Genomic DNA, 24,410 nt, shown 5'->3' with positions numbered 1-24,410 from the left:
TGCGCTCGGGCGCGTCCGGGCGGGGCCGGATCGCGTCGCTGTCGTGTGGCCCGCTGACGGCGGCGCCCCACGGAGGGCGCCTGGCGGGTCGGACGGCGGAGGCCGTCCGGATGCGGGTGACCACGGAGGAGAGATGCGGCTGCGTCCTCCCCCCGAGGACGTCTGCCCGGTGAAAGTAGCACGGTGCGCATCCGGCCCCTTCGTGTTCGCGACGCTGCATGACGAAAGAAGTCGTCGACGTCGGGGAGCAGGGTCGGGGATCGGTATGTTCCGCTGACGCGCCGCATCTCCGCGGCGTTCTCCCGGCTCCGCGGATCCGCGCGATCGTCCGTCTGGCGGCGCACCACGGCCGGGGCTGGACGGCTCGCGGCGACCCGGTCTCCGGGCCCTCCCGCTCCTCGACAGAAGGACCGCCCATGACCGACTACTGGCCCGCGCTCCTCATCCTGCTCACGATCGTGGCCGTCGTGGTCCTGATCGTCGTGCTGAAGGTCGAGCCGGTGATCGCCCTCCTCGTCTCGGCCCTCGGGCTCGGCCTCGTCTCGGGGCAGGGCGGCGAGGGGACTGTGACCGCGATGACGTCCGGATTCGGCGCGGTCCTCGGCGACATCGGCCTGCTGATCGCGCTCGGCCTGCTGCTCGGATCGCTCCTGGAGGCGCTGGGCGTGGCCCCGCTGCTCGCCCGCTGGCTCGTGAAGCGCTTCGGTCGGCGCGCGCTCCCGGTCGCCTACGCGCTGACCCTGGGCGTCGCCTTCCCCTCGATCTACTCCGACGTGCTGGTCGTGATGAGCGCACCGCTGACTCGTCTGGCCTCGCGGGGGCTCGGTGCCGGTGGCTACGGGCTGCTGGCCGGCTCCTCCATCGTCGGGATGATCGTGGGCGTGGTCTTCGTCGTCCCCGGAGCCGCCGCGCTGGCCACGGCAGGCATCGCGGGCGCTCCCCTGCCGTCGATGGTCGCCATCGGCGCCCCGCTGGGCATCGTCACCATCGTGCTGACCGTGCTGGTGTACAGCGCCCTGGTGAAGCGCGGCGGCTGGCGGGACGAGCGCGACCTCGAGGGCGGGGCGGTCCCGGGGCCCGCTCTCGAGCCCGAGGCGGGCGCGGCCACGGGAGGCACGGCGCTCGCGACGCGGCGGGTGCCGCTCGCGCTGGCCGTCGCTCCGATCGCCCTCACCATCGTGCTGATCGCCGCGAACTCGCTCACCCAGCTGGCCGAGCTCGACGTCCCCCTCCTGCGGTTCCTCGGCGACGCGCACATCGCGCTGCTGGCCGGCTTGGTGCTGGCCTACGCGACGGCACTGCGGACGCTCCCGAAGGGCGCCGTGGCCACGGCACTGGGCGGAGCACTGACCCGCAGCGGCCCGATCGTCGTCCTGACCGGGGTCAGCGGCAGCCTCGCCGCCGTGGTCGGAGGAACCGGGGTCGGCGACGCGCTCGCCGGCGCCTTCGACGGGCGGGCCCTCTCGCCGATCCTGCTCACCTGGGTCGTCGCGGCCGTGCTGCACGCGGCGATCGGCTCGGTCTCGACGGCCGCGATCACCGCGGTCGGCATCGTCGCCCCGCTGATCCCCGTGCTCGACGTGAACCCGGCGCTGATCGCCCTGGCCGCCGGCTCCGGCGCGCTCTTCCTCGGGATGGTCAACGCCAACGCGTTCTGGCTCTTCAAGTCCGTGCTCGGCCTCACCGTGCGGGGCACGTTCACCGCCTACTCGCTGACGCTCTCGATCGCCTCGGTGATCTCGCTGCTGGCGCTGCTGGTGGCGGGAACGTTCGTCTGAGCGTCGGCCGGCCCCCACGAGGCCACGCTCGCGAGGTCGGCGCCGAACTCGACCCGGAGGCGCACGGGCGCGCCCCCGCGCAGCACGCCCGGCAGCCAGAGGCGGGCGTCATCCCACATCCGCTCGAACGGCACCTCCTCGACCGGGACGAACGCGGCGGCTAGCTCGCTCGACTCGGTGACCTCGCCGGTGACGCGGCGGCAGAGGAAGACGTGCGAGCGCTGACTCCACGCCGGCCGGTGGGGGAAGGAGTAGTCGAGCACGCCGCGCGGCTCCAGGTCGGCCGGGAGGGCGACCAGCCCCGCCTCCTCCTCCAGCTCGCGGACGGCCGCGTCGACGGGCGACTCCCCGGGCTCGAGCTTGCCGCCGGGGGCGACCACGCGGCCCTCGCCGAGGCCCCTGCGCTTGCAGCCGAGGAGCACCTCCGCGCCCCGCGGGCCGTCGCGGAGGACGTAGACGACGCAGACCTCGGGCAGCCCCACCGCGCACCTCCGCTCCGACGGGCCGGGGGCCCGGCACCGCCGTCGTAGGCTAGCCCGGTGACGACGACCGCGCTCGAGCGCTTCCAGGCCCTGCTGCGCGTCGACACCGTGTCCCACTCGGACGAGTCGGCGACCGACTGGAGCCGCTTCCACGCCTTCCGGGAGCTCGTCGCCGAGCTCTACCCGGCGCTGCACGCGGCGCTGGAGTCCGAGACCGTCGCCGGCCACTCCCTCCTCTGGCGCTGGCGCGGTGAGGAGCCGGGCGAGCCGGCCGTGCTGATGGCCCACTACGACGTGGTCAGCGTGACGGCGGCGGAGTGGTCGCACGACCCGTTCGCGGCCGAGACGGTCGTCGCCGCGGACGGCCGCACCTCCGTCGTGGCGCGCGGCGCCCTCGACGACAAGGGCTCCCTCGTCGCCCTCCTCGAGGCGGTCGAGGCGGCCGTCCTGCGGGGCGAGCGGCCCCGGCACGACGTGTACCTCCTCTCCACGCACAACGAGGAGACGGCGGGCGACGGCGCCCCCTCGGTCGTCGCCCTGCTCGGCGCGCGCGGGGTCCGCCCGCGCCTCGTGCTCGACGAGGGCGGGAACGTGCGGCGCGGCATCCTGCCCGGCGTCACCACCCCGATCGCCGTGATCGGCGTCACCGAGCGCGGGATCATGAACCTCGAGCTGACCTGCCGCGACGTCGGCGGCCACGCCTCCGCTCCGCCGCCCCCGCCCGGGCTGCTCGCCACCCAGCGGCTCGCGAGGGCGATCCACCGCCTGACCGAGAACCCGTTCCCCTCGACCCTCCCGGAGCCGATCGCCCAGCTGGTGCGCGCGGCGGCCGACCACGCGGACGCGGCCCACGCCGTCTGGTACGCCCGCCCGCACGAGCACCCGGACGCCGTCGTCGGCGCGCTCGCCGCCCACTCCAACCGCTCGGCCGCGATGCTGCGGACGACGGTCGCGATCACCGAGCTGCGCGGCAGCACCGGAGCGAACGTCCTCGCCTCCAGCGCCAGCGCCACCGCGAACGTGCGGATCAACCCGGGCGGCACCGTGGCGGGCGTGGTCGAGCGCATCCGCGCCGTCATCGACGACCCGGAGGTCGAGGTCGAGGTGAAGGTCGCCCACGAGCCCTCCCCCGTCTCCCCCACCGGCGAGCGCGGCGACGGCGGGCCGTACGACCTGCTCCGCGCGGTCGTGCAGGAGTCGTTCCCGGAGGCGGTCGTCGCTCCGTACGTGCAGACCGGCGGCAGCGACGCGCGGCACTTCCACGCGATCAGCGACCACGTCTACCGCTTCATCCCGTTCGAGATCAGCCCGCGGCAGCAGCTCGGGATCCACGGGGTCGACGAGTCGGTCGAGGCCGACCAGTTCGAGCGCGCGATCGCCTTCTACGCGCGCCTGCTCGCGCGGCTCTGAGCCCGGCGTCGGGACCGCCGGGTCGGAGGAGGACATCGGAGCGGCGTCCCTGGCACAACCTGGGAGAACCGTTCGATGACGCGCCGACCGGTGTTGGCCCGGAGTTCACCCCGCGATGATGGACTGATCGCAGCGGGGTCGCCTCCGCTGGAGCAGTGCGCAAGTGCCGACGCCGGGTCGCGTGATCCGGCTCCCGCCGATCGTGGAACCCGAGGATCATGTCCCTCCGCCAGGCCGAGTACCCCCGGCCCAACCACTTCATCCTTCACCTGAGCGACACCCACTTCATCGCCGGAGACGGCGGCCTGTACGGCTCCGACGTCGACAGCGAGGCCCAGCTGCGGCTCCTGTTCGACGAGCTGGAGGCGTCCGGCGGACGTCCGGAGGCCGTCGTCATCACGGGTGATCTCGCCGACAAGGGCGAGCCGGAGGCGTACGCGAAGCTGCGCGCCGTCGTCGAGCCCGCGGCCGCACGCCTCGGCGCCGAGGTGATCTGGGTGATGGGCAACCACGACGACCGCGGCGCGTTCCGCTCGGGGCTGCTCGACCAGCTCCCGACCACGCAGCCGGTCGACCGCGTGCACGACGTCAACGGGCTCCGGATCATCGCGCTGGACTCCACCGTGCCCGGCGCCCACTACGGCGAGATCTCGGACGCGCAGCTCGACTGGCTGGCGGAGGAGCTCTCCAGCCCGGCCCCGCACGGCACGATCCTCGCGCTGCACCACCCGCCGGTGCCGAGCGTGCTCGACCTCTCGGTCCTCGTGGAGCTGCGCGACCAGCCCGCCCTCGCGGAGGTGCTCGAGGGCTCCGACGTCCGCAGCATCATCGCGGGCCACCTGCACTACTCGTCGACGGCGATGTTCGCCGGCATCCCGGTCTCGGTCGCGTCGGCCACCTGCTACACCCAGGACCTCAACGTGCCGGTCGGCGCGACACGCGCCCGCAACGGCGCCCAGGCGTTCAACCTGATCCACGTCTACGACGGCACGGTGCTGCACTCGGTGGTGCCGATCGGCGCCTCGACCGAGGTGTCCTACGTCTCGGCGAACGAGACGCAGCGGATCCTCGCGGACCACGGCGTCGAGATCGCCGCGGCGACGGCGGCCCCCGTCGCCCGGGACGAGGAGCTCTACCCGCCGCTCGTGGAGCGGGTGGGCGTCAGCGCGTAGCGACGCGACGGGGCGTCGGGGTCGCCCCGACGCCTCCGGGCGCCGCGTCGACCGCGTCCTCGGACACGGCCGGCGGTATCAGCGCCCGCCGGCGCGGTCCCGCGCGAACAGCCATCCGGCGAACGCCAGCGCCGCGGCCAGCGCGACGCCCACGCCGACGCCCGCTCCCACTCCGATGCCCGGGAACACGAGCGAGCTCGCCAGGCCGAGAAGCAGCCCGGCAACCGCTCCCCCGACGGCCCAGCCCACGGTCAGTCCTCGCGCTCCCACGGAGCCGGGATCGGGTAGTACTCCTCGAGGAACCCGATGACGGCCTTGGTGCGCGCCTCCGCCGAGATCTCGGGGAAGCTGCCGTCGTTGAGGCAGAAGAAGTCGACTCCGCGGTTCTTGAGGAGCTTGCGCATGTCCTTCAGCCCCTGGTGCATCGTCGTGTCGACGTACTTCACCGAGGCGTTCTCCTGCACGACCGCGCGGCCGGTCATCAGCGCGTAGTAGTGGTAGAGCGAGTTGGTGACGGAGACGTCGCTCGCGGAGCGGAAGCGGCTCGCGGCGGTCGCGGTGAACTCCGGCTCGAACTCGGCCTCGAGCTCGGCCATCACGGTCTTGCGGAGCGGCGTGGCGGCGTGCTCGAGGTGACGGGTCGTCATCGCGCCGAAGCGCTCGCGGAGCAGGCGCCGGTTGACGCGGGCCGCGTTCTCGAAGCCGCTGCGGGAGGCGTTGGAGTCGCCCATGCCGATGCGCGTCGTCGCCTCGATGAACTTCGTGATGCCCCCGGGCGAGAAGAAGATCGACGGGTCGACCGGGCGCCCGAAGAACATGTCGTCGTTGGAGTAGAGGAAGTGCTCCGCCAGCCCCGGGATGCGGTGCAGCTGGCTCTCGACCGCGTGGGAGTTGTGCGTCGGCAGCACCGAGAGGTCGCGGAAGTGGTCCTCGCTGCGCACGAGGGTGACGTCCGGGTGCTCGTCCAGCCAGCGCGGGCGCGGGGAGTCGGTGACGATGTAGATGTGCCGGATCCACGGCGCGTACATGTAGACGCTGCGCAGGGCGTACTTGAGCTCGTCGATCTGGCGGAAGCGCGCCGGAGCGTCGTCGCCCTCGCCCACCACGTAGCTCGCCATGCGGGCCGCACGGGCGCGCTGGAACTCCAGGTCGGTGCCGTCGACCCACGAGAAGACGATGTCGACCTCGAAGCGGATGTCGCTGACGAGCGGCTCGAACATGCCCTCGAACGTCGGCCAGGTGCGGCCGTACGCCTCGACGTGGGCGTCGATGGCTTCGGCGACGGGGAGGCTGTTGCGCATGAGCGCGTTCTCGGCGGGAGTGATGATCTCCTCCTCGCCCACCTTCCACAGCTCGAGGCGGACGCCGCTGCGGGCGCCGTAGCGCAGCGATCCCGTCGAGGAGACGCGCGGGCGGAAGAGCTTGAAGACGGAGGCGCGCGGATACGGCGCGAGCACGCCCTCGGCCAGGAGCTGCGGCGGGGTGCCCCGCTTGTCGACCGTCTTGGCGTAGAAGGGCTCGGTCGCGAAGGCGCGCGCCAGCAGCGTCGCCAGCTCGGCGCCGAGCACGCGGTCCACCGCGAGGAAGGGCGAGCCGTCGGTGCCGCGGATGAGGCGGTAGGGGAATTCGGCGGCGTCGAGGACCTCGCCGATGGCGATCAGATCCTCGGTCCAGGCCGCACGGGGCGTCGTACTCGAGTTCACCAGCGAGAACAGGCCGGCATGGACCACGACGTCGTCGCGGTCGAAGTGGCGCGGGCGCAGGAGCGGTGACGGAAGAGCACGGACGGAAGGCATGATTCACATTATCCGCCGTGGATTTCGTCCGTGTGACCGGGCCGTCGGCTTGACAGCGACCGCGGGGCCGCACGGTCAGCGCGAGAGCGACCCCAGACGGTCCCCCGCCTTCTCCGCGGCCTTCGCGGCCCGCCTGGCGCGGTGCCGCTCCTCGGCGGCGACGACCCCCAGCGCGAAGGCTCCCTCCCCGCTGCGATCGGCCTCCTCCAGGATCAGCGCACGGGCGGCGAGCGCGTCGCGCTCCTCCCCCAGGGCGTCGGCGAGGTCCTCGCCCGCCTCGGCGAGCGAGCGGCGCCGGGCGCCGACGGCCTCGGGGACGACCGCCCGCCACGCCTCCACGGTGTAGCGGAGCCGCTTCGCCGCCTTCCGCAGGTCGTGACGAGCCTCGAGCGAGCCGCCGGCCGCCGCGGAGCCCGCCGCGGAGATGCGCGCGAGGTCCTTCGCGACGGAGCGGCGCACCAGCGCCGTCGCGCTCGAGCCCGCCCGCGCGGTGCGGGGCGGATCCGCGAGCAGGGCGTCGAGCGAGGCGAGGAGCGCGAGGTAGCGGCCGCCGCGCAGAGTGCGGTCGACGCGGCGCAGCGCCGAGGCGTGCCGGTGCTCGATCTCCTCCAGCAGGGCGGTGGGGGTGCTCGGGGCGCCCTCGACGGCCGCCAGGGAGGTGCGGAACCGCTCGGCGAGCACCTCCTGGTCGCGGGCCGCGCCGAGGACCCCTCCCAGCCAGCGCAGCTCGTCCCGCACGGGGTCGGTCGCCGCACGGTCGAGCACGGAGCGGGAGGCGGCGAGGACGGACCGGAGCCGGCGCGCGAGCACGCGCATCCGGTGCAGGGCGTCGTCGGCCTCGAGGCGCACCCGCGGGTCGACGGCGCGCAGCTCGCGCAGGAGCGAGCGGACCGCGGCGAGCGCCGCCTCCCCGCCGTTCCGCGGATCCGGGACCGCCTCCTCGATCGGGCCGCCGGTGGCCCGGGCGAGCTTGGAGGCGCTGGCGGCCGGGCGGGCGCCCGCGGCGAGGAGGCGCTGCTCGATCGCGTCGAGGACCCGCTCGCCCTCGTCCCCAGGGACGTCGACGAGCTCGACCTCCCACTCCCTCCAGCGCCGCTCGCGGCCGGTGCGCTGGTCGCGCGCGGTCACCAGGTCGTCGGCGATCTCGGCGAGCTCCCGCCCGTGGGAGTCGAGGGCGCGGGTGATCGAGCGGACCGTCTCGAGCAGCGCCAGCGGCTCGAGCGGCGCGCGCCCCACCTGCCCGAGCACCGGCTCGCGGACGGCGGACGGGACCGTGCGCGAGGCCGTGAGCTCCGCGTGGATCTCGGTGCGGCCGGAGGAGCCGGGCAGCTTGACGTGCCAGCCCTGGTCGGATCCGCCCTCGCGGCGGCGCAGCGTGATCCGCGCCCGGGACAGAGCGCGCTCGGCGGTGTCGAAGTACTCGGCGCGGAGGGTCACCGGCTCCTCGGTGCGGACGCTCGCGACGCTCCCGGTGCCGGTCAGGTCGGGCAGCCGGGTGCCCGCGTCGACGTCGTACTTGCGCTCGACCTCGGTCTGCACTCTCCGCGCACCGCCCGCCCGGGACGTCGCCGACTCGTTCTCCGCACCGCTGGCCATGCTCCATTGTGATCACGCCCGGCGCCGCTGCGGCACCCCGGGCGGCCAGGGGCGCCCTCGCCCTAGGCTGGAGCGATGACCGCGCCCGTTCCGCCCGTCGCCCGCCGCGTCCCCCTCGAGCGCCGCCACCACGGCGACGTGGTGGTCGACCACTACGAGTGGCTGCGCGAGAAGGAGAGCCCCGAGGTGATCGCGCACCTCGAGGCCGAGAACGCGTACACCGAGGCGGTGCTGGCTCCTCTCGCTCCGCTGCGCGAGCGCCTGTTCGAGGAGATCCGCTCGCGGACGAAGGAGACCGACCTCTCGGTCCCCGTCCGGGAGGGCTCCTGGTGGTACTTCTCGTACTCCTACGAGGGCCGCCAGTACGCCGTGCACTGCCGAGCGCCGATCAGCGGGCCGGACGACTGGACGCCGCCGTCGATCGCCGAGGGCGGTCCGCTCGAGGGCGAGCAGGTCGTCCTGGACGGCAACGCGGAGGCGGAGGGGCACGACTTCTTCTCGCTCGGCAGCTTCGACGTCTCGGCGGACGGCCGACGGCTGCTCTTCGGCACCGACGTCGAGGGCGACGAGCGCTACACCCTCCGCATCCGCGACCTCGAGACCGGCGAGGACCTGCCGGACGTCATCGAGGGGACCGGCGGCGGAGCGACCTTCGGCGCGGACGCGCGCTTCGTCTTCTACCCGACCGTCGACGAGTCCTGGCGCCCCGACACGATCTGGCGGCACGAGGTCGGCGCCGGGACCCCGGACGAGGTCGTCTTCGCCGAGCCCGACGAGCGCTACTGGATCGGCGTGGGCCTCACCCGCAGCCGCCGCTTCCTCGTCATCGAGATCGGCAGCAAGATCACGAGCGAGTGCCTGCTGCTGGACGCGTCCGACCCGACCGGCTCCTTCCGCTCGGTGTGGCCGCGCCGAGAGGGCGTGGAGTACGAGGTCGAGCACGCCGTCGTCGACGGGCACGACCGCCTGCTGATCGTGCACAACGACGGCGCCCTCGACTTCGAGATCGTCGAGGAGCCGGCCGACCTGTCGCTCGACGCCGACGCCCGGGCCCGCGAGCGCCGCGTGGTGGTGCCGCACCGCGAGGGTCGCCGGATCGAGGGCGTCGACGCCTTCGCCGGGCACGTCGTCGTCTCGTACCGCGCCGACGGAGCCACCCGGCTCGGGCTGCTCCGCGAGGACGGCGCCGGAGCGCGGCTCGAGGAGATCGTCTTCGACGAGCCGCTCTACGACGCTGGCCTGGCGGGGAACCCGGAGTGGGAGCAGCCCTCCCTCCGCCTCGCCTACACCTCGTTCGTCACCCCCTCGACCGTGCTCGCGCTCGACGTCGCGACGGGCGAGCGCACGGTGCTCAAGCAGCAGCCGGTGCTCGGCGACTACGACCCCGCGCTGTACGTGCAGAGGAGGGAGTGGGCCGTGGCGGAGGACGGCACGCGGGTGCCGCTCTCGCTCGTCTGGCGCCGCGACGCCGCCGATCCGGACTCGGCCCCCGCGCCGCTCCTCCTCTACGGCTACGGCTCGTACGAGGCGAGCATCGACCCTGGCTTCTCGATCGCGCGCCTCTCGCTGCTCGACCGCGGCGTCGTCTTCGCCGTCGCGCACGTCCGCGGCGGCGGGGAGATGGGCCGCTCCTGGTACGAGAACGGGAAGACGCTGGCGAAGCGGACCACCTTCACCGACTTCGTCTCCGCGGCGCGGCACCTGGTCGACGCGGGCTTCACCTCTCCGGCCCGCCTGGTCGCGCAGGGAGGGTCGGCCGGCGGCCTGCTGATGGGCGCGGTCGCGAACCTCGCCCCGGAGGCGTTCGCGGGTGTCCTCGCGCAGGTCCCGTTCGTCGACGCGCTCACCTCGATCCTCGACCCGTCGCTCCCGCTCACGGTGATCGAGTGGGACGAGTGGGGCGACCCGCTGCACGACGCCGAGGTCTACGCCTACATGAAGTCGTACTCGCCCTACGAGAACGTCCGCGAGGGCGTGCAGTACCCCCGGATCCTCGCGACGACGAGCCTCAACGACACCCGGGTGCTGTACGTGGAGCCGGCGAAGTGGGTGGCCAGGCTCCGCGAGGTCGGCGCTCCCGCGCTGCTGCGCACCGAGATGACAGCGGGACACGGCGGAGTGAGCGGACGCTACGAGCGCTGGCGCGAGATCGCGTTCGAGTACGCCTGGACGCTGGACGTGCTCGAGCTGGCCTGAGCGCCCCGCCGCAAGCCCCTCCGCCCGTCGTCCGCGGCCAGTAGGGTTCGGGGTGCCGACGGAGGGAAGAGCATGAGCGCAGGCCTGTCGATCGACCGCATCGCCGCATGGGTGGCGGACCAGAGGTGGTACGCGAGCAAGGGGCGGCGCCCCGAGCTGGAGGTCCGCGGCGCCTGGTCGCTGCACCCCGGCGAGGCGGAGGTGGTGGACCACCTCTTCATCGACCGGGCAGGCACGAGCCCGGTGCTGTACCAGGTCCCGGTGACCGTCCACGCGGCTCCGGTGCCCGGGCTCGAGGACGCCCTCGTCTACTCCGACGACTCGCACTTCGTGTACGACGCTCCACGGGACCCGGTGTTCGCCCGCGCCCTGCTCGGCATGATCGCCGACGGCGGCCGCTCCGACGAGGACGGCGCCCAGGGCGGCGCCCGCGCCGAGGGCCACCGGCAGCCGGGTGCCGCGATCGGGGCGTTCGCGTCCTCGAAGGTGCTCAGCGGCGAGCAGTCGAACACCTCGGTGATCGTCCGCACCACCGCCGACGACGGATCCGACGCGACCCCGGTGATCGTCAAGGTCTTCCGCGCCCTCCACCACGGCGACAACCCGGACGTGACGGTGCAGTCGGCGCTCAACGCCGCCGGGAGCGCCCTCGTCCCGCCCGTGATCGGCAACGTGACCGGCGAGTGGGACGACGAGGGCGAGGAGACGGGCCGCGCCTTCGGGCACCTCGCCTTCGCGCAGGAGTTCCTCCCCGGGGTCCAGGACGCGTGGCGCGTCGCCCTCGAGGCGGTCGCCGCCGACTCCGACTTCACCGGACCCGCCCGCGAGCTGGGCCGCGCCACCGCCGAGGTGCACGCGACGCTGGCGGAGGTCATGCCGACCGAGGACACCACGTCCGAGGTCGTCGAGCGGATGGTCGCGGCCATGCGCCGTCGCCTGCGCATCGCCTCGGCCGAGGTCCCCGTGATCGCCGAGGACTCGGAGGCGATCGAGGCCGTGTTCCGCGCCGCCGAGACCGCGCCGTGGCCGAGGCTCCAGCGCATCCACGGCGACTACCACCTCGGGCAGGTCCTGTCCGTGCCCGATCGCGGCTGGGTGCTCCTCGACTTCGAGGGCGAGCCGCTGCGGCCCATGCACGAGCGCCGTCTTCCCGACGTGGCGCTGCGCGACGTGGCGGGGATGCTGCGCTCCTTCGACTACGCGGCGGGTGCGCACGAGCAGGCCGAGCCGGGCGCCTCGAGGGCGGCGTGGGCGGCGGCGAGCCGTGCCGCGTTCCTCGAGGGCTACGCCGAGCAGGCGGGCGACGCGGTCACCGCGCACCGGGCGGTGCTCGACGCGTTCGAGCTCGACAAGGCCGTCTACGAGGCGATCTACGAGGCGCGCAACCGGCCGGAGTGGCTGTCGATCCCGGTCGCCGCGGTGCAGCGCCTCGCCGGACGCTCGTAGGGTGGCAGGCATGAGCGACGACACCGACGACAAGAAGCCCCTGGACCCGCTGAGCGACTTCAGCATCCCGGGCGACACCGATCTGCACACGACCGGCGATGCCTCGGGCGCGGACGGCGACGAGGTCGCGGAGCCCGGAGCGGACGAGGACTGAGCCGCCTGCTCTGCGGGGCCGGCCGTCGGCTCCGCGGAGCCGACGGCCGGCCTAGCGCAGCGGGGCGAGCGGCTCGACCGCCGGCCCCTCCAGCACCGTCCCGTCGGCTGCGAAGCGGGAGCCGTGCAGCGGACAGTCCCAGCTGCGCTCCGAGTCGTTCCAGGTGACGATCCCGCCCAGGTGCGTACACACCGCCGACACCGCGCAGCGCCGCCCCTCCACGGTGGAGACCGCGACGGGCTGCAGGCCGTCGCGGGCGAGCGAGCCCTGGCCCTCCGCCGGCACCACCCCGGCCGAGCGGGGCGCGCGGAGCGCTGCCGACCAGCCGCGGGCGTACCAGGCGCCCACCGCCAGCCCGGCGCCGAGCCCCTCCGCCATCACCCGCGGCAGCGTGGGCCGGCGGTGCAGCGTCCTCGCCCAGGCCGGCGTCGCGCCCTCGAGGTCGGCGACGAGCGTCAGCGCGGCCTGCACCGCGTTGGTCATCCCCCACTTGTCGTAGCCGGTCGCCAGGAAGATCCGTCCGCGGCCCCGCGGCAGCCAGCCCACGAACGGCACGCGGTGGAACGGCTCGTAGTCCTGGGCGCTCCACTGCGCGACCGGCTCCGCCCCCGGGAAGGACCGCCGCGTCCAGGCGACCAGGTCGTCCACCGCCTCCGAGGTGACGGGCCTGCGCCCCACCGGGTGGCCGTTGCCGCCGATCAGGAGGAGCCGCTCGCCGTCGCGCTCGGCGTCGCGCACCGAGCGGGACGGCTCGTCGACCGAGAGGTACATGCCGTCGGGGATCGGCGCGTCGGTGCGGAACGCGACCGCGTACGAGCGCAGCGCGGCGATCTTGGCGAAGTAGAGGCCGCGGTCGAGGATCGGCGCCCCCGTGAGCAGGTAGGCCCGGTCCCCGGTCACCGGGCCCGCGCTGGTGCGGACCCGGACGGGAGCGGTCGCTCGCATCCCGAGGGCCCGGACGCCCTGCACCAGGCTGCCCCCGGCGGCGCGGAAGTCGGCGGCGAGCGCGGTGAGGACGTCCATCGGGTCGAACTGGGCCTGGTCGTCGAGGGCGACGGCCGCCGTGCTGGGGAACGGCACGTCGAGCTCGCCGACGAGGCGGGTCGCGAGGCCGAAGCGGCGCGCGGTCGCATGCTCCTTCAGGACGGCGTCCACGCCCTCGGGCGTCTGAGCGTAGCTGTAGGCGGTGCGCCTCTGCACCGGCACGCCCGCGCCCTCGCAGTAGTCGAGCAGCCAGCGGAAGCCCGCGAGGTTCGCCGCGACGTAGGCCTCGGTCACCGCGGGGATGTTGCGCTCCGCGATCCGGGAGAGGTGCGCTCCCTGCAGGAGGCTGAGCTTCGCCGTCGTGTTCCCGGTCGTGACGGCGCCGACCTCCCGCGCCTCCAGCACCAGCACGCGCCGGCCGGTCCGCTGCAGGAGGAGCGCGGTGACCAGCCCGGTGAGCCCGGCGCCGACCACGACGTCGTCGTAGTGCGCGCCCGGCACGAACTCGTCGGAGGGGATCGGAGCCGCGCCCGCCCGCCAGAGGGAGCGGGGCCGCGGGGCCGTCGTGGTCGTGTCCTCCGGAGTCATCGGGAGTCCCTCCGTTCAGGGGCCGGACGGCCCGCGAGCGACGCTACGCGGAGCCTCCGGGACCGTCACGGTGTTGACACGTCGCGGGACGCGGGCTCAGAGCCAGCCCCACCGCTTGAAGAGCCGGTGCAGCACCACGCTCGAGGCGAGCATCGCCGCGAGCGCCGCCGGGTACCCCCACGCCACGTGCAGCTCGGGCATCACGTCGAAGTTCATGCCGTAGATGCTCGAGATCATGGTCGGCGCGAAGAAGATGGCCGCCCAGGCGGAGATCCGCTTGACCTCGTCGTTCTGCTGGTTGCCCACCTCCGCGAGCTTCTTCATGTCCTCGTTCTGGCGCTGGGCGACGAGGGTCGCGTTCACCGCCAGGATCTCCCGCAGCGTGGTGCGGAAGCCGTCGACCCGCTCGGTGACGAGCGCGACGTGGTCGGCGACGTCGCGGATGTAGCGGCGCAGCTCCACATCCGACTGGAACACCTCGAAGTCGGTGACGAGCCGCCCGAGCATGCCGGTCAGCGGAGCGACCGCGCGCTGGAAGTCCAGCACCTCCTGGCTGAGCTCGTAGATGCGGCGGGACACCGCCGGGTCGCCCTCGAAGACCTGCGCCTCGATCTCGTCGATGTCGTTCTCGAGACCGGCGACGACGGGCGAGTACTGATCTACGACGGCGTCGAGGATCGCGTACAGCACGGCGACCGGGCCGACGCGCAGCAGCTCCGGATCGGCCTCCATCCGCCGCCGCACCAGCGAGAGGTCGGGCTTCTCGGAGTGGCGGACCGTGACGACGAAGTTCGACCCCACGAACAGGTGGAGCTCGCCGAAGTCGACCTCCTCGCGCTGGTCGGAGTAGCTGGCGGCGCGCAGCACCACGAACATGTCGCTGCCGTACCGCTCGAGCTTGGGCCTCTGGTGCGCGCTGATCGCGTCCTCGAGGGCGAGCGGGTGCATCGAGAACTCGTCCTCGAGCGCGGCGAGCTCGGCCGCGTTCGGCCGGTACAGCCCGATCCACGCCATCGCGTCGGGCAGCTTCTGCAGGGCGGCGAGCGCCTCCGGGATGCTGCCGGGTGAGACGACCCGGCGGCCGTCCTGGTAGATCGCGTTGTCGACCGTGCTGGTGCGGGCCGGCTCGTCGTCCGGGCGCAGACGCTGGATGGGAGCGGTGTCCTCGGCGGCGGCGCGGGTGCGCGAGCCCAGACCCAGGATCGTCGCGGGGACGCGGGGCAGCTTCACGACCATCTCCTCTGCTCGACCGACGCCCTATTGTGCACCTCCCGGTGAACGGGAGGTGTCCGCTGCGCCGCCGGTGTCGGAGGGCCTCACTAGCCTGGAGTCGCTCCCCCGGACGACGCAGAGGAAGGACGACCGTGAAGCTGCTGCACACCTCGGACTGGCACATCGGCCGCACCTTCCACGGGCACTCCACGACGGCGGCGCTCGCGACCGTGCTCGAGGCCCTTGTCGAGACGGTGCGGGCCGAGCGCGTGGACGCGGTGCTGATCGCCGGCGACGTCTTCGACTCCGCCGTGCCCGCCGCAGAGCACTACACCCTCCTCACCCGCACGCTCGAGGCGATCCGCGCGGCCGGCGCCGAGGTCGTCCTCACCAGCGGCAACCACGACTCCCCCGCCCGGCTCGGCTTCCAGGCCGGGCTCCTGCGCGGAGCGGGCGTCCACGTCCTCACCGACCCCGAGGCGTACGCCGAGCCGGTCCTGCTGCGCGACGCGTCCGGCCTCGAGGTCGGCGTCCACGGCATCCCCTTCCTCGAGCCCGCCCTCTACCGCCACCGGCACCCGGAGGAGCAGCTGCGCCGCCACGAGGACGTGCTCGCCTTCGCGATGGCGCGGGTGCGCGCCGCCGCCGAGGCGGCGGGCCGTCCCTGGGTCGTGCTCGCGCACTGCTTCGCGGTCGGAGCCCCGGCCGCGGTCCTCGAGCGCGACATCACGGCGGGCGGGCTCGACTACGTCTCGGTCGAGCACTTCGCCGCGGCCGACTACGCGGCGCTCGGGCACATCCACGGACGCGCCGAGCTGCTGCCGGGCGTGCGCTACTCCGGAGCGCCGCTGCACTACTCGTTCGGCGAGGCGTCGAAGCCGCGCGGCGCCTGGCTGGTGACGATCGGGCCCGAGGGGCTCGAGGGCGTCGAGTGGTCGCCGCTCCCCGTGCCGAGGAGGCTCAGCGTGATCGAGGGCGAGCTCGAGCAGCTGCTGCGCGATCCCTCCCTGGCCGAGGTGGAGGGCGACTGGGTCTCGGCGGTGCTCACCGATCCCGTGCGCCCGCTCGACGCGATGGCGCGCCTGCAGTCGCGCTTCCCCGGCTGCGCCACGCTCGAGCACCGGCCCCCGCACGCCGCGGCCGAGCCGCGCGCGTACGCCGAGCGGATCCGCGGGCGGAGCGACGTGGAGGTCGTCGACGACTTCCTCGCCCACGTCCGCGGCGGTCACGGCGCCACGGAGACCGAGCGCGCCCTCACCCTCGACGCGCTCGCGGCCGTCGAGGCCGAGGCTCTGCGGTGAGGATCCGCCGACTCGCCTTCGCCGGACTCGGACCGTTCCGCGCCGAGCAGTGCGTCGACTTCGACCGGCTCGAGGACGTGGGCGTGTACCTCATCGCCGGGCGCACCGGAGCGGGCAAGTCGACGATCCTCGACGCGATCGCGTTCGCGCTCTACGGCTCGGTCCCCCGCTTCGACGGCACCGCCTCGCGCCTCCGGAGCGACCACAGCGGCCCCGAGGACGAGACCTTCGCCGAGCTCGACTTCGAGGCGGCGGGGCGCGTCTACCGCGTCCGGCGCTCGCCCGAGTACGAGCGGCCGAAACGGCGCGGCACCGGCACCACGACCCAGCCGGCGAAGGTCGAGCTGCTGGAGCAGGTCGACGGCGCCTGGGTAGGGCTCTCGTCGAGCGCGAAGGAGGTGGGCGCCGACATCGGCCGGATCGTCGGCCTGACGAAGGACCAGTTCCTCCAGGTGATCCTGCTGGCGCAGAACCGCTTCCACGAGTTCCTGCTCGCGAAGAACGACGACCGGCAGCGGCTCCTGCGCACGCTCTTCGCGACCGAGCGCTTCGATCTGCTCCGCCGCCGCCTGCTCGAGCAGCGCGACGCGAGCGCCGTCGGGCTCGAGGAGGAGCGCGCGGCCGTGACGGCGCTCGCGGACGAGGCCGTCCGGCTCCTCGATGACGGAGCCGAGCCGCCTCTGCCGGACGCCGCCTGGTTCGCCGGGCTGCCGGCGCGGCTCGCCGCTCCGCTCGAGGCGGCCCGGGCCGGCTCCGCCGCGGCCGACGCGGCGCACGAGGCCGCGGGCACCGCTCTCGACGAGGCACGGCGCATCGCCCGGGGCCAGGAGCGGCGCCGGCGCGCCCTCATCGAGGCGGAGGAGCTCGTGGTCGCCGAGTCGCACGTCGAGCAGCAGCGGGCCGCGATCGAGCGCGCGCGCCGGGCCGACGGCGTGCTGCCGCTGCTCCGCTCCGCCCGGGCAGCCGCCGAGAAGGAGCGGGCCGCCCGGCAGCAGCGCGACCTCGCCGCCGACGCCTACGGGGACGCGTCCGGGGGCCCGGCCGCCGAGACGGCCGAACGGCTCGCCGCTGTCCTCGGCGCCCTCGCCGAGGCGCTGGCAGAGGAGCGCCGGCTCCCCGACGCGGAGCGCGTCACCGAGCGGTCCGCACGCGCCGAGCAGGCGGCGGCGACCGCGCTCGCGGGGATCGAGGCGGAGCTGCGCGAGCTGCCCGCCCGCGTCGACGCGCTCGCCGCCGAGGAGGAGTCCCTGGCCGGGGAGGCCGCCGCTGTCCCCACGCGCGTCGACGAGCTCGCCGCGCTCGAGCGGAGGATCGCCGCGGCCCTCGAGCGCGATCTCACTGCGGCGGGTCTGCAGCGGCTCGGCACGGCCTACGCCGACGCGGCGCGCGTCCACGGCGAGCGCGCCGCGGAGCAGGCCGCCCTGATCGCGCGCCGGTTCGCCGGGTTCGCCGGGGAGCTCGCCGAGCGGCTGGAGCCGGGCGAGCCCTGCCCCGTCTGCGGCTCGTGCGAGCACCCCCGCCCGGCCGAGCACGACGGCCCGACGACGGTCGGCACCGACGACCTCGACCGGGCCCGCGTCGCGGTGGAGCGCGCCGCCGCCGCCCTCGACGGCGCCCGCGAGCGCGAGGGAGCCGCGGCTCGGGCTCTCGCGGCGCTCGAGGAGCGCGTGGGCGAGGACGCGGATCCGGAGTCGCTCCGCCCGGCGCACGAGGAGCGGCTCGCCTCGGCGCGCCGCGCCGCCGCCCGCATGGAGGAGCTGCGGCGCGAGCGCATCCGGCTGCGCACCCGGATCGACGCTCTCACGACCGGGCGGGACGCCGCTCGCGAGGAGCACCGCGCCCGCGCCGACGAGTCCGCCCTCGCCGCTGAAGCGCTGCGGCTGCTGCGGGAGCGCGTCGAGGCCTTCCGCGACGGCGCGACGAGCGTCGCCTCGCGCGTCGAGCAGCTGAACGCCCAGCGCCGTCGTGCCGTCGCCCTGGTCGAGGCCGAGGAGGCGGCCGTCTCGCGGTCCGAGGCCGCCGCCGCCGCCCGGGAGGAGCTCGCCGAGGTCCTCGCCGAGCGCGGCTTCACGACCGCCGAGGAGGCCGAGTCGGCCGCGCTGGCCAGCGGGGACCGGGCGCGGGCCGAGGCCGTCGTCGCCGAGCACGAGCGACGGCGGAGCGCGACGGAGGCGGTGCTCGCCGACCCGGAGCTCCGCGGACTGCCGGGCACGGCCGTCGACCTCGCCGACGCCGAGGGGCGCTCGCGCGAGGCCTCCGCCCGTCGCGACGAGGCGCGAGCCGGCCTCTCCGTGCTCGAGCACCGCTCGGAGCGCCTGGCCGAGCTCGCCGCGACGGCCGCGGGCCGCCTCGCGGTGCTGGGTGAGCGCCTCCGCCGCCACGAGGAGCTGCGCGCGCTGGCCGAGACCGTCTCCGGCCGGGGGCAGAACACGCGCCGGATGGACCTCGAGGCCTTCGCCCTCGCCGGGCGTCTGGAGGAGATCGTGACCGCGGCGAACCTCCGCCTCGACGCGATGACCAGCGGCCGCTACGCGCTCGCCCACGACGACTCGCTCGCCTACCGCGGCGCCGCCTCCGGCCTCGGGATCGACGTGCTCGACGCCTTCACCGGCGTCCGCCGGCAGCCCGCCTCGCTCTCCGGCGGCGAGACGTTCCTCGCCTCGCTCGCCCTCGCCCTCGGCCTCGCCGACGTGGTGACGGCGCAGTCCGGCGGCATCTCACTCGAGACCATGTTCATCGACGAGGGCTTCGGCTCGCTCGATGCCGAGACGCTCGAGACGGCGCTCAGCACGCTCGACGAGCTGCGGTCGGGCGGTCGGACGATCGGCCTGATCAGCCATGTCGACGCGATGCGCGAGCGGCTTCCGATCGGCCTCCGCGTCGCGGTGGGGCCGCGCGGCGACTCGACGATCCTCACCGGCTGAGCGGCCGCTCACGGGCGAAGGGGCGACGACGTCCCGCTGGCTCCTCTCGCACTGCAGCAGCGAGCGCGCCCGCGCCCGCTGCTAGGGTCGTGCGCAGTGACACGGGGTGCCCGCCAGGGCTGAGAGAAGACCCGTTGAACCTGATCTAGTTCGTACTAGCGAAGGGATGTCGCGAATGAGCATTCGCACGCCTGTCCACCCGACCCTCCCCGCCGACGCGGCGCCCGACCCGGCGTCCGTGGGTCGCGATCTCGCCGAGCTCCGCGCCGCCGGGCCCCTGGTGCAGTGCATCACGAACGCGGTCGTCACCGGCTTCACCGCCAACAGCCTCCTGGCCCTCGGCGCCAGCCCGGCGATGTGCGACCTGCCCGGCGAGGCGGGCGTCTTCGCGGGCCTCGCCTCGGCCGTGCTCGTCAACCTCGGCACGCCCGGAGCGGAGCAGCGCGAGGGTGCTCGCGAGGCGGTCGCCGCGGCCGGACGCGCCGGTACCCCGTGGGTGCTCGATCCGGTCGCCGTGGGCCCGCTGCCCGTCCGCACCGCTCTGGCGGTGGAGCTGCTCGAGGCGCGGCCCGCGATCATCCGCGGCAACGCCTCCGAGATCCTCGCCCTCGCGGGAGCCGGTGCGGGCGGCCGCGGCGTGGACGCCGTCGACACCGCCGAGCAGGCGCTCGACTCCGCCCGCGTCCTCGCCCGCCGCACCGGAGGCGTGGTCGCCGTCTCGGGAGCGGTCGACCTCGTCACCGACGGCGAGCGGATCGTCCGGGTCACGGGGGGCCACCCGCTGCTGACCCGCGTGACCGGCGGCGGCTGCGCGCTCGGCGCCGTGATGGCGGCGTTCCTCGGCGCGGGCGCCCGCCCGCTCGACGCGGCCGTCAGCGCTTCCGCGGTCTGGGGCCTCGCCGCCGAGCGGGCCGCCGCCGAGAGCAGCGGTCCCGGATCCTTCGCCGTCGGCCTCCTCGACGCCCTCGCTGCCCTCCAGCCGGCCGACGCCGAGGCCGGGGCGCGCATCGCATGAGCCTCGACCTCTCGCTCTACCTCGTCACGGACACCGCCCAGTGCGGCCAGCGCGGCGTGCCCGCGGTGGTCGCCGCCGCCGTCCGGGGCGGAGTCACGACCGTGCAGATCCGCGATCACGACGCCCCCGCCGCCGAGCTCGTCGCCCTGACCCGGGCCGTCGCCGCCGTCCTCGACGAGCGCACGACCCTGCTGGTCGACGACCGCGTCGACGTCGCCCTCGCCGCCCGCCTCGCGGGCGCCCGCGTCCACGGCGTCCACCTCGGGCAGTCCGACCTCCCCGTCACCGCCGCCCGCTCGCTGCTCGGTCCCGACGCGGTGATCGGGCTCACCGCGAACACCCCCGAGCACCTCGCCGCCGTCCGTGCCCTGCCCGCGGGGACGGTCGACTACCTCGGCGTCGGCGTCATCCGGCCCACCGCGACCAAGCCCGACCACCCCGCTCCCCTCGGTGTCGACGGGTTCGCCGCCCTCGCCGCGGCCGCGGCGCTGCCCTGCGTCGCCATCGGCGGAGTCGGAGCCGCGGACGCGGGGCCACTCCGCCTCGCCGGTGCGGCCGGCCTCGCGGTCGTGTCGGCGCTCTGCACGGCCGCCGACCCCGCGGCGGCCGCCCGCCTGATCCGAGCGGAGTGGGACCGGTGACCGCCGGCGCCCGCGTCCCCCGTGTCCTCAGCATCGCCGGCACCGATCCGACCGGCGGTGCCGGCGTCCAGGCCGACCTCAAGTCGATCGGCGCGCTCGGCGGCTACGGCATGGCGGTCGTCACCGCGCTCGTCGCGCAGAACACGCACGGGGTCCGCTCCGTGCACCTGCCGCCCGCCGCGTTCCTCCGCGAGCAGCTCGACGCGGTGAGCGACGACGTCACGATCGACGCGGTGAAGATCGGGATGCTCGCCACGGCCGAGTACGCCGGAGTCGTCGCCGAGTGGCTCGATGAGGTCCGCCCGCCCGTCGTGGTCGTGGATCCGGTGATGGTCGCGACCAGCGGTCACCGGCTGCTCGCTCCCGAGGCGGAGGACGCCGTGCGCGACCTGCTCCGCCGCGCCGACCTGGTGACGCCGAACCTCCCCGAGCTGGGCGTGCTGGCCGGAGAGCCGACCGCCTCCGACTGGCCGGCCGCGCTCGCGCAGGGGGCGATGCTCGCCCGCGCCCTCGACGCCGCCGTGCTGGTGAAGGGCGGCCACCTCGACGGCCCCGCCACCCCGGACGCGATCGTCACCCCCGACGGCCTCGTGCGCGAGGTCCCCGGCGAGCGCGTCGCCACCTCGAACACGCACGGCACCGGGTGCTCGCTCTCGTCCGCGATGGCGACGCTCCTGGCCGGGCGCGACGCCTCCTCCGACGCCCTGGTCGAGGCGCTGACGGAGGCCAAGGAGTGGCTGACCGGCGCCCTGCGCGCCGCCGACGCCCTGGAGGTCGGCACCGGCAACGGCCCGATCGACCACTTCCACCGGCAACGTCCTCCGGCGTTCTGCGCGGACGTCTGGGAGCGGACCCGGACCCTCCGCGACGAGATCGACGCGCTCCCGTTCGTGCGGGCCCTCGGCGACGGCTCCCTCGGGCGGGAGGACTTCGAGTGGTACCTCGAGCAGGACGCTCTCTACCTCACCGAGTACGCCCGCGTCCTGGCCGTGGCGGCGCAGCGCGCGCCGACCACCGCCGAGCAGGTCTTCTGGGCCGAGGGCTCGGCGTCCGCCCTCGCGGCGGAGGCGCAGCTGCACCGCGACCGGCTCGGGACCAGGGACGCGGCTCCCGCGCCCGTGACCCGCGGCTACACCGACCACCTGCTCGCGGTCGCCGCGCGGGGCGGCTACGGCGAGATCGTCGCCGCCCTGCTCCCCTGCTTCTGGCTCTACGCCGACGTCGGGTCGCGCCTCGCCGCCTCCGGGCACCCCGAGCACCCCTACGCGGACTGGCTGCTCACGTACGGCGACCCGGTCTTCGCGACGGCCACCGAGCGGGCGATCGAGTTCACGGAGCAGGCCGCCCGCGACGCCTCACCGAGGCAGCGCGCCGCGATGAGGGACGCGTTCCTGCGGTCGAGTTCGTTCGAGAAGGACTTCTTCGCCGCACCGCTCGCCCGGACCGGCTGAGCTCTCAGCCGGCCCGGCCGGGTGCGCTCAGCCGGCCCGGTCGGGTGCGCTCAGCCGATCGCCTCGCGCAGGACGTGCATGAGGGCGTCCAGCTGCACCGTGTCGGCCGAGGCCGTCTCGGCGTCCGCGCCGTCGAGCGCCCGGGCGGCGAGACCGGCCTTGGCGTCGATGAGCTCGGCGATCTTCGCGTCGATCGTGTGCGCCGCGATGATCCTCCACGCCGTCACCGGCTCCTCCTGGCCGATGCGGTGCACGCGGTCGATCGCCTGCGTCTGCTCGGCCGAGGTCCACGACAGCTCGGCGAGCACCACGTTGGAGGACGCCTGCAGGTTCACGCCGACTCCCGCCGCGGTGAGCGAGCACACGGCGACAGAGACGTCCGGGTCCTCGTTGAAGGCGTCGATCTGCGTCTGGCGGAACGCCGCGGTCTGGTCGCCGCGGATGGAGACGGACGTCAGCTCGCGCTTCTCGAACGTGTCCTCCGCCTGGTCCATCACGTCGATGTGCTTCGCGAAGAAGACGACCTTGCCCACCGAGCGGGCCAGCTGCGAGGCGTAGTCGGCGGCCAGCGCCGCCTTGGCCTGGCCGATCCGGCGCACCATGGTGAAGACGTTCTCGCCGGTCTTGGCCGACTTCGACTCCTCGAGCTCGCTCTGCGCCACGATGCGGATGAACCGCTCGCGCTCGTCGTCGTCGAGCTCGTGCGTGATCGAGGAGGTGACCGCCCTGAAGCGCTGCAGCATGCGGGCGCCGAGCTCGCGCTCGGCCTTCTGGATGGAGCGGCCGAGGTCGTCGTCCAGCTCGACGGGCAGGTCGACGATCCGCTTCGACGGCAGGTCGGCGGCGACGTCGATCTTCTTGCGCCGGACGATGCCGAGGTCGATCACGGCCTCGCGCGCCTCCGGGTAGAAGCCCGTGTCGGCGGGGGTGAGGCCCGTCTCCTCGAGGCGGCCCATCAGCTCCGGCCCCGGCTTGGTCTCGTCGATCCAGCCGAGGAAGCGCCAGATGGCGCGGAAGTCGTCGACGTCGTTGATCAGCGGGGTGCCGGTCAGCGCGATCATCAGCGGATCGTGCCCCGGAGTGGTCTCGCGGATCCTCGACGCCAGCGCGAGCACGCTCTGCGAGCGCTGCGAGCGGAGGTTCTTGATGAAGTGCGCCTCGTCGACGACCATGCCGCGGAAGCCCAGGCTCCCGAGCCAGCCGATGTGCCGGTCGAGGATGTCGTAGTTGACGATGACCACGTCGGCGAACGCGTCGAGCGTGCCGCCGTCTCCGTGGATGACCGTGGCGCGCCGCTGCGGGGTCCAGTGCTCGACCTCGCGCGCCCAGTTCATCTTGACCACGTTCGGCACCACCGCGAGCAGCGGGTACGCCCCGACCACCGAGGCGGCGAGGAGGCTCTGCGCGGTCTTGCCCAGACCCGGCTCGTCGGCGAGCAGGAAGCTGCGGTGCCCCTCGCGGGCGCTCTCGATGAAGCGCGCCTGGTGCGGCATCAGCTCGCGGCCGCGCGGCGAGACCCGGTCGAGCTTCGGCGGCTCCGGGAGCTCCATGCTCGCGGCCCGTCCGCCCGCTCCGTACTCGAACGCCTTGAAGAGCGGCCCGAGCAGCTCCCAGTCGTCGAGCCTGCGGCGCGGCGCCGGAGCCGAGGCCTCGGCGATCGAGAAGTCCGGCGGGAGGAAGGGGTTCGCCAGCTGGCGGGCGCGCACCGACTGCGGCACGACCTGGTTGACCGGCACCTCGGGCTTGGGCTCCGGCTCGGTCACGATGAGCAGCTCGTCGGGGCTGAGCTCCGCGCCCGCCTCGAGCAGCCAGTCGCGGCGGAGCTTCTGCGCGGCCGCCGTGACGCCGGCCTCCGATTCGAGCAGCGCGATCAGGCTGGTGTCGCGGGCGGCCGTCTTGGCCAGGATCGTGGCGATGCCGTCGAGGCGCTTCATCTCCTCGGCGCGCTGCGCGTCGCTGAGCGAGGGATCGACCTTGACCCGCTTGCGCTCCTCGCGCATCAGGAGGGCGATCACCAGGAACTTCGTCCGGTTGGTCGGCCCGACCTTGCCGGTCTGGGCCTTCGCCTCCACCTCGCGGACGCGGCGGGCGAGGATCGGGATGATCCCCGCGTTGTCCACGCCGCGCGAGCGCGATCGGGGTCGGCTCCCGGCGGCGTTCGACGCTCGTCGCGTCTGACCGGACTGACGCTGGCCGCTGCGAGCCATGCTCCTCCTCGATGTGTGACGGGGGGCGGAGGAGGGGTTCCCGCGCGCTGCCGTCGC

The 24,410-nt window shown here is 74.5% G+C and carries 18 protein-coding genes and 1 riboswitch; of the genes, 11 read left to right on the top strand and 7 right to left on the bottom strand.

The window, feature by feature from the left end:
• Positions 1–416 precede the first annotated feature (416 nt).
• Positions 417–1,778 carry a GntP family permease gene (locus tag C5C30_RS01355; RefSeq protein WP_104225615.1) on the top strand — a complete coding sequence of 454 codons (1,362 nt, stop codon included), beginning with the start codon at positions 417–419 and terminating at the stop codon, positions 1,776–1,778.
• On the opposite strand, the gene C5C30_RS01350 is transcribed toward C5C30_RS01355, so the two are convergent.
• A complete protein-coding gene (locus C5C30_RS01350) occupies positions 1,706–2,260 on the bottom strand; it encodes an 8-oxo-dGTP diphosphatase (RefSeq protein WP_181128716.1) in 555 nt (184 codons plus the stop codon). The two genes, C5C30_RS01355 and C5C30_RS01350, sit on opposite strands and share 73 nt — an antisense overlap.
• A 57-nt stretch (positions 2,261–2,317) precedes the next feature.
• On the opposite strand from C5C30_RS01350, the gene C5C30_RS01345 reads away from it, so the two are divergent.
• Together C5C30_RS01345 and C5C30_RS01340 are read left to right on the top strand one after the other, a co-directional pair.
• Entirely contained in the window at positions 2,318–3,670 is a 1,353-nt protein-coding gene (locus C5C30_RS01345; protein WP_104333025.1) for a M20/M25/M40 family metallo-hydrolase, read from the top strand.
• A gap of 218 nt (positions 3,671–3,888) precedes the next feature.
• On the top strand, positions 3,889–4,842 hold the full coding sequence (locus C5C30_RS01340) for a phosphodiesterase (protein WP_104237890.1): 954 nt from the start codon (positions 3,889–3,891) through the stop codon (positions 4,840–4,842).
• A gap of 78 nt (positions 4,843–4,920) precedes the next feature.
• Here the strand turns inward: C5C30_RS01340 and C5C30_RS17500 are convergent, their stop codons facing one another.
• The 3 genes from C5C30_RS17500 to C5C30_RS01330 all read right to left on the bottom strand — a co-directional run bounded on the left by C5C30_RS17500 (position 4,921) and on the right by C5C30_RS01330 (position 8,234).
• Complete coding sequence (locus C5C30_RS17500; protein ID WP_159939285.1) at positions 4,921–5,091, bottom strand: hypothetical protein; 171 nt, start codon at positions 5,089–5,091, stop codon at positions 4,921–4,923.
• A gap of 2 nt (positions 5,092–5,093) precedes the next feature.
• A complete protein-coding gene (locus C5C30_RS01335; RefSeq protein WP_104233778.1) occupies positions 5,094–6,638 on the bottom strand; it encodes a stealth family protein in 1,545 nt (514 codons plus the stop codon).
• A gap of 75 nt (positions 6,639–6,713) precedes the next feature.
• Positions 6,714–8,234: a CYTH and CHAD domain-containing protein gene (locus C5C30_RS01330; RefSeq protein ID WP_104333024.1), complete on the bottom strand. Its 1,521-nt coding sequence runs from the start codon at positions 8,232–8,234 to the stop codon at positions 6,714–6,716.
• A gap of 75 nt (positions 8,235–8,309) precedes the next feature.
• Between C5C30_RS01330 and C5C30_RS01325 the strand changes: the two genes are divergently transcribed.
• The 3 genes from C5C30_RS01325 to C5C30_RS17495 all read left to right on the top strand — a co-directional run bounded on the left by C5C30_RS01325 (position 8,310) and on the right by C5C30_RS17495 (position 12,030).
• Positions 8,310–10,430: a S9 family peptidase gene (locus C5C30_RS01325; RefSeq protein WP_104333023.1), complete on the top strand. Its 2,121-nt coding sequence runs from the start codon at positions 8,310–8,312 to the stop codon at positions 10,428–10,430.
• A gap of 72 nt (positions 10,431–10,502) precedes the next feature.
• A complete protein-coding gene (locus C5C30_RS01320; RefSeq protein ID WP_104287575.1) occupies positions 10,503–11,876 on the top strand; it encodes a phosphotransferase in 1,374 nt (457 codons plus the stop codon).
• Positions 11,877–11,886: 10 nt separating this feature from the next.
• Entirely contained in the window at positions 11,887–12,030 is a 144-nt protein-coding gene (locus tag C5C30_RS17495; protein WP_159914626.1) for a hypothetical protein, read from the top strand.
• Between the two features lie 51 nt (positions 12,031–12,081).
• Here C5C30_RS17495 and C5C30_RS01315 read toward each other — a convergent pair whose 3' ends face one another.
• Together C5C30_RS01315 and C5C30_RS01310 are read right to left on the bottom strand one after the other, a co-directional pair.
• Positions 12,082–13,602 (bottom strand): FAD-dependent oxidoreductase, encoded by a 1,521-nt coding sequence (locus tag C5C30_RS01315; RefSeq protein WP_104333022.1) that lies wholly within the window; start codon positions 13,600–13,602, stop codon positions 12,082–12,084.
• A gap of 96 nt (positions 13,603–13,698) precedes the next feature.
• Positions 13,699–14,838, bottom strand: coding sequence for a magnesium and cobalt transport protein CorA (locus C5C30_RS01310; RefSeq protein WP_104223070.1), 1,140 nt, complete (start codon positions 14,836–14,838; stop codon positions 13,699–13,701).
• Between the two features lie 128 nt (positions 14,839–14,966).
• Here C5C30_RS01310 and C5C30_RS01305 point away from each other — a divergent pair, with 128 nt between their 5' ends.
• From C5C30_RS01305 to thiD, 5 genes are all read left to right on the top strand, one after another.
• The gene (locus tag C5C30_RS01305; RefSeq protein ID WP_104333021.1) at positions 14,967–16,115 is read left to right on the top strand and encodes an exonuclease SbcCD subunit D; all 1,149 of its coding nucleotides are present in this window, start codon (positions 14,967–14,969) and stop codon (positions 16,113–16,115) included.
• Complete coding sequence (locus C5C30_RS01300) at positions 16,112–19,039, top strand: AAA family ATPase (protein WP_104333020.1); 2,928 nt, start codon at positions 16,112–16,114, stop codon at positions 19,037–19,039. Before C5C30_RS01305 ends, C5C30_RS01300 begins: the two co-directional genes overlap by 4 nt.
• A 92-nt stretch (positions 19,040–19,131) precedes the next feature.
• A riboswitch (TPP riboswitch) is annotated at positions 19,132–19,223 on the top strand.
• Positions 19,215–20,054, top strand: coding sequence for a hydroxyethylthiazole kinase (gene thiM / locus C5C30_RS01295; RefSeq protein ID WP_104333019.1), 840 nt, complete (start codon positions 19,215–19,217; stop codon positions 20,052–20,054). It overlaps the preceding riboswitch by 9 nt.
• Positions 20,051–20,695 carry a thiamine phosphate synthase gene (gene thiE / locus C5C30_RS01290; protein WP_104268497.1) on the top strand — a complete coding sequence of 215 codons (645 nt, stop codon included), beginning with the start codon at positions 20,051–20,053 and terminating at the stop codon, positions 20,693–20,695. Before thiM ends, thiE begins: the two co-directional genes overlap by 4 nt.
• Complete coding sequence (thiD, locus tag C5C30_RS01285; RefSeq protein WP_104333018.1) at positions 20,692–22,146, top strand: bifunctional hydroxymethylpyrimidine kinase/phosphomethylpyrimidine kinase; 1,455 nt, start codon at positions 20,692–20,694, stop codon at positions 22,144–22,146. The genes thiE and thiD overlap by 4 nt, the downstream gene beginning before the upstream one ends.
• 50 nt (positions 22,147–22,196) lie before the next feature.
• Here the strand turns inward: thiD and C5C30_RS01280 are convergent, their stop codons facing one another.
• Complete coding sequence (locus tag C5C30_RS01280) at positions 22,197–24,353, bottom strand: DEAD/DEAH box helicase (RefSeq protein WP_104225603.1); 2,157 nt, start codon at positions 24,351–24,353, stop codon at positions 22,197–22,199.
• Positions 24,354–24,410: the final 57 nt, after the last annotated feature.

It is taken from the genome of Rathayibacter sp. AY2B5, assembly GCF_002931645.1.
Classification (GTDB): Bacteria; Actinomycetota; Actinomycetes; order Actinomycetales; family Microbacteriaceae; genus Rathayibacter.
Note: the sequence above shows the minus strand (reverse complement) of the source record. Positions and strands in the feature narration are given on the sequence as shown.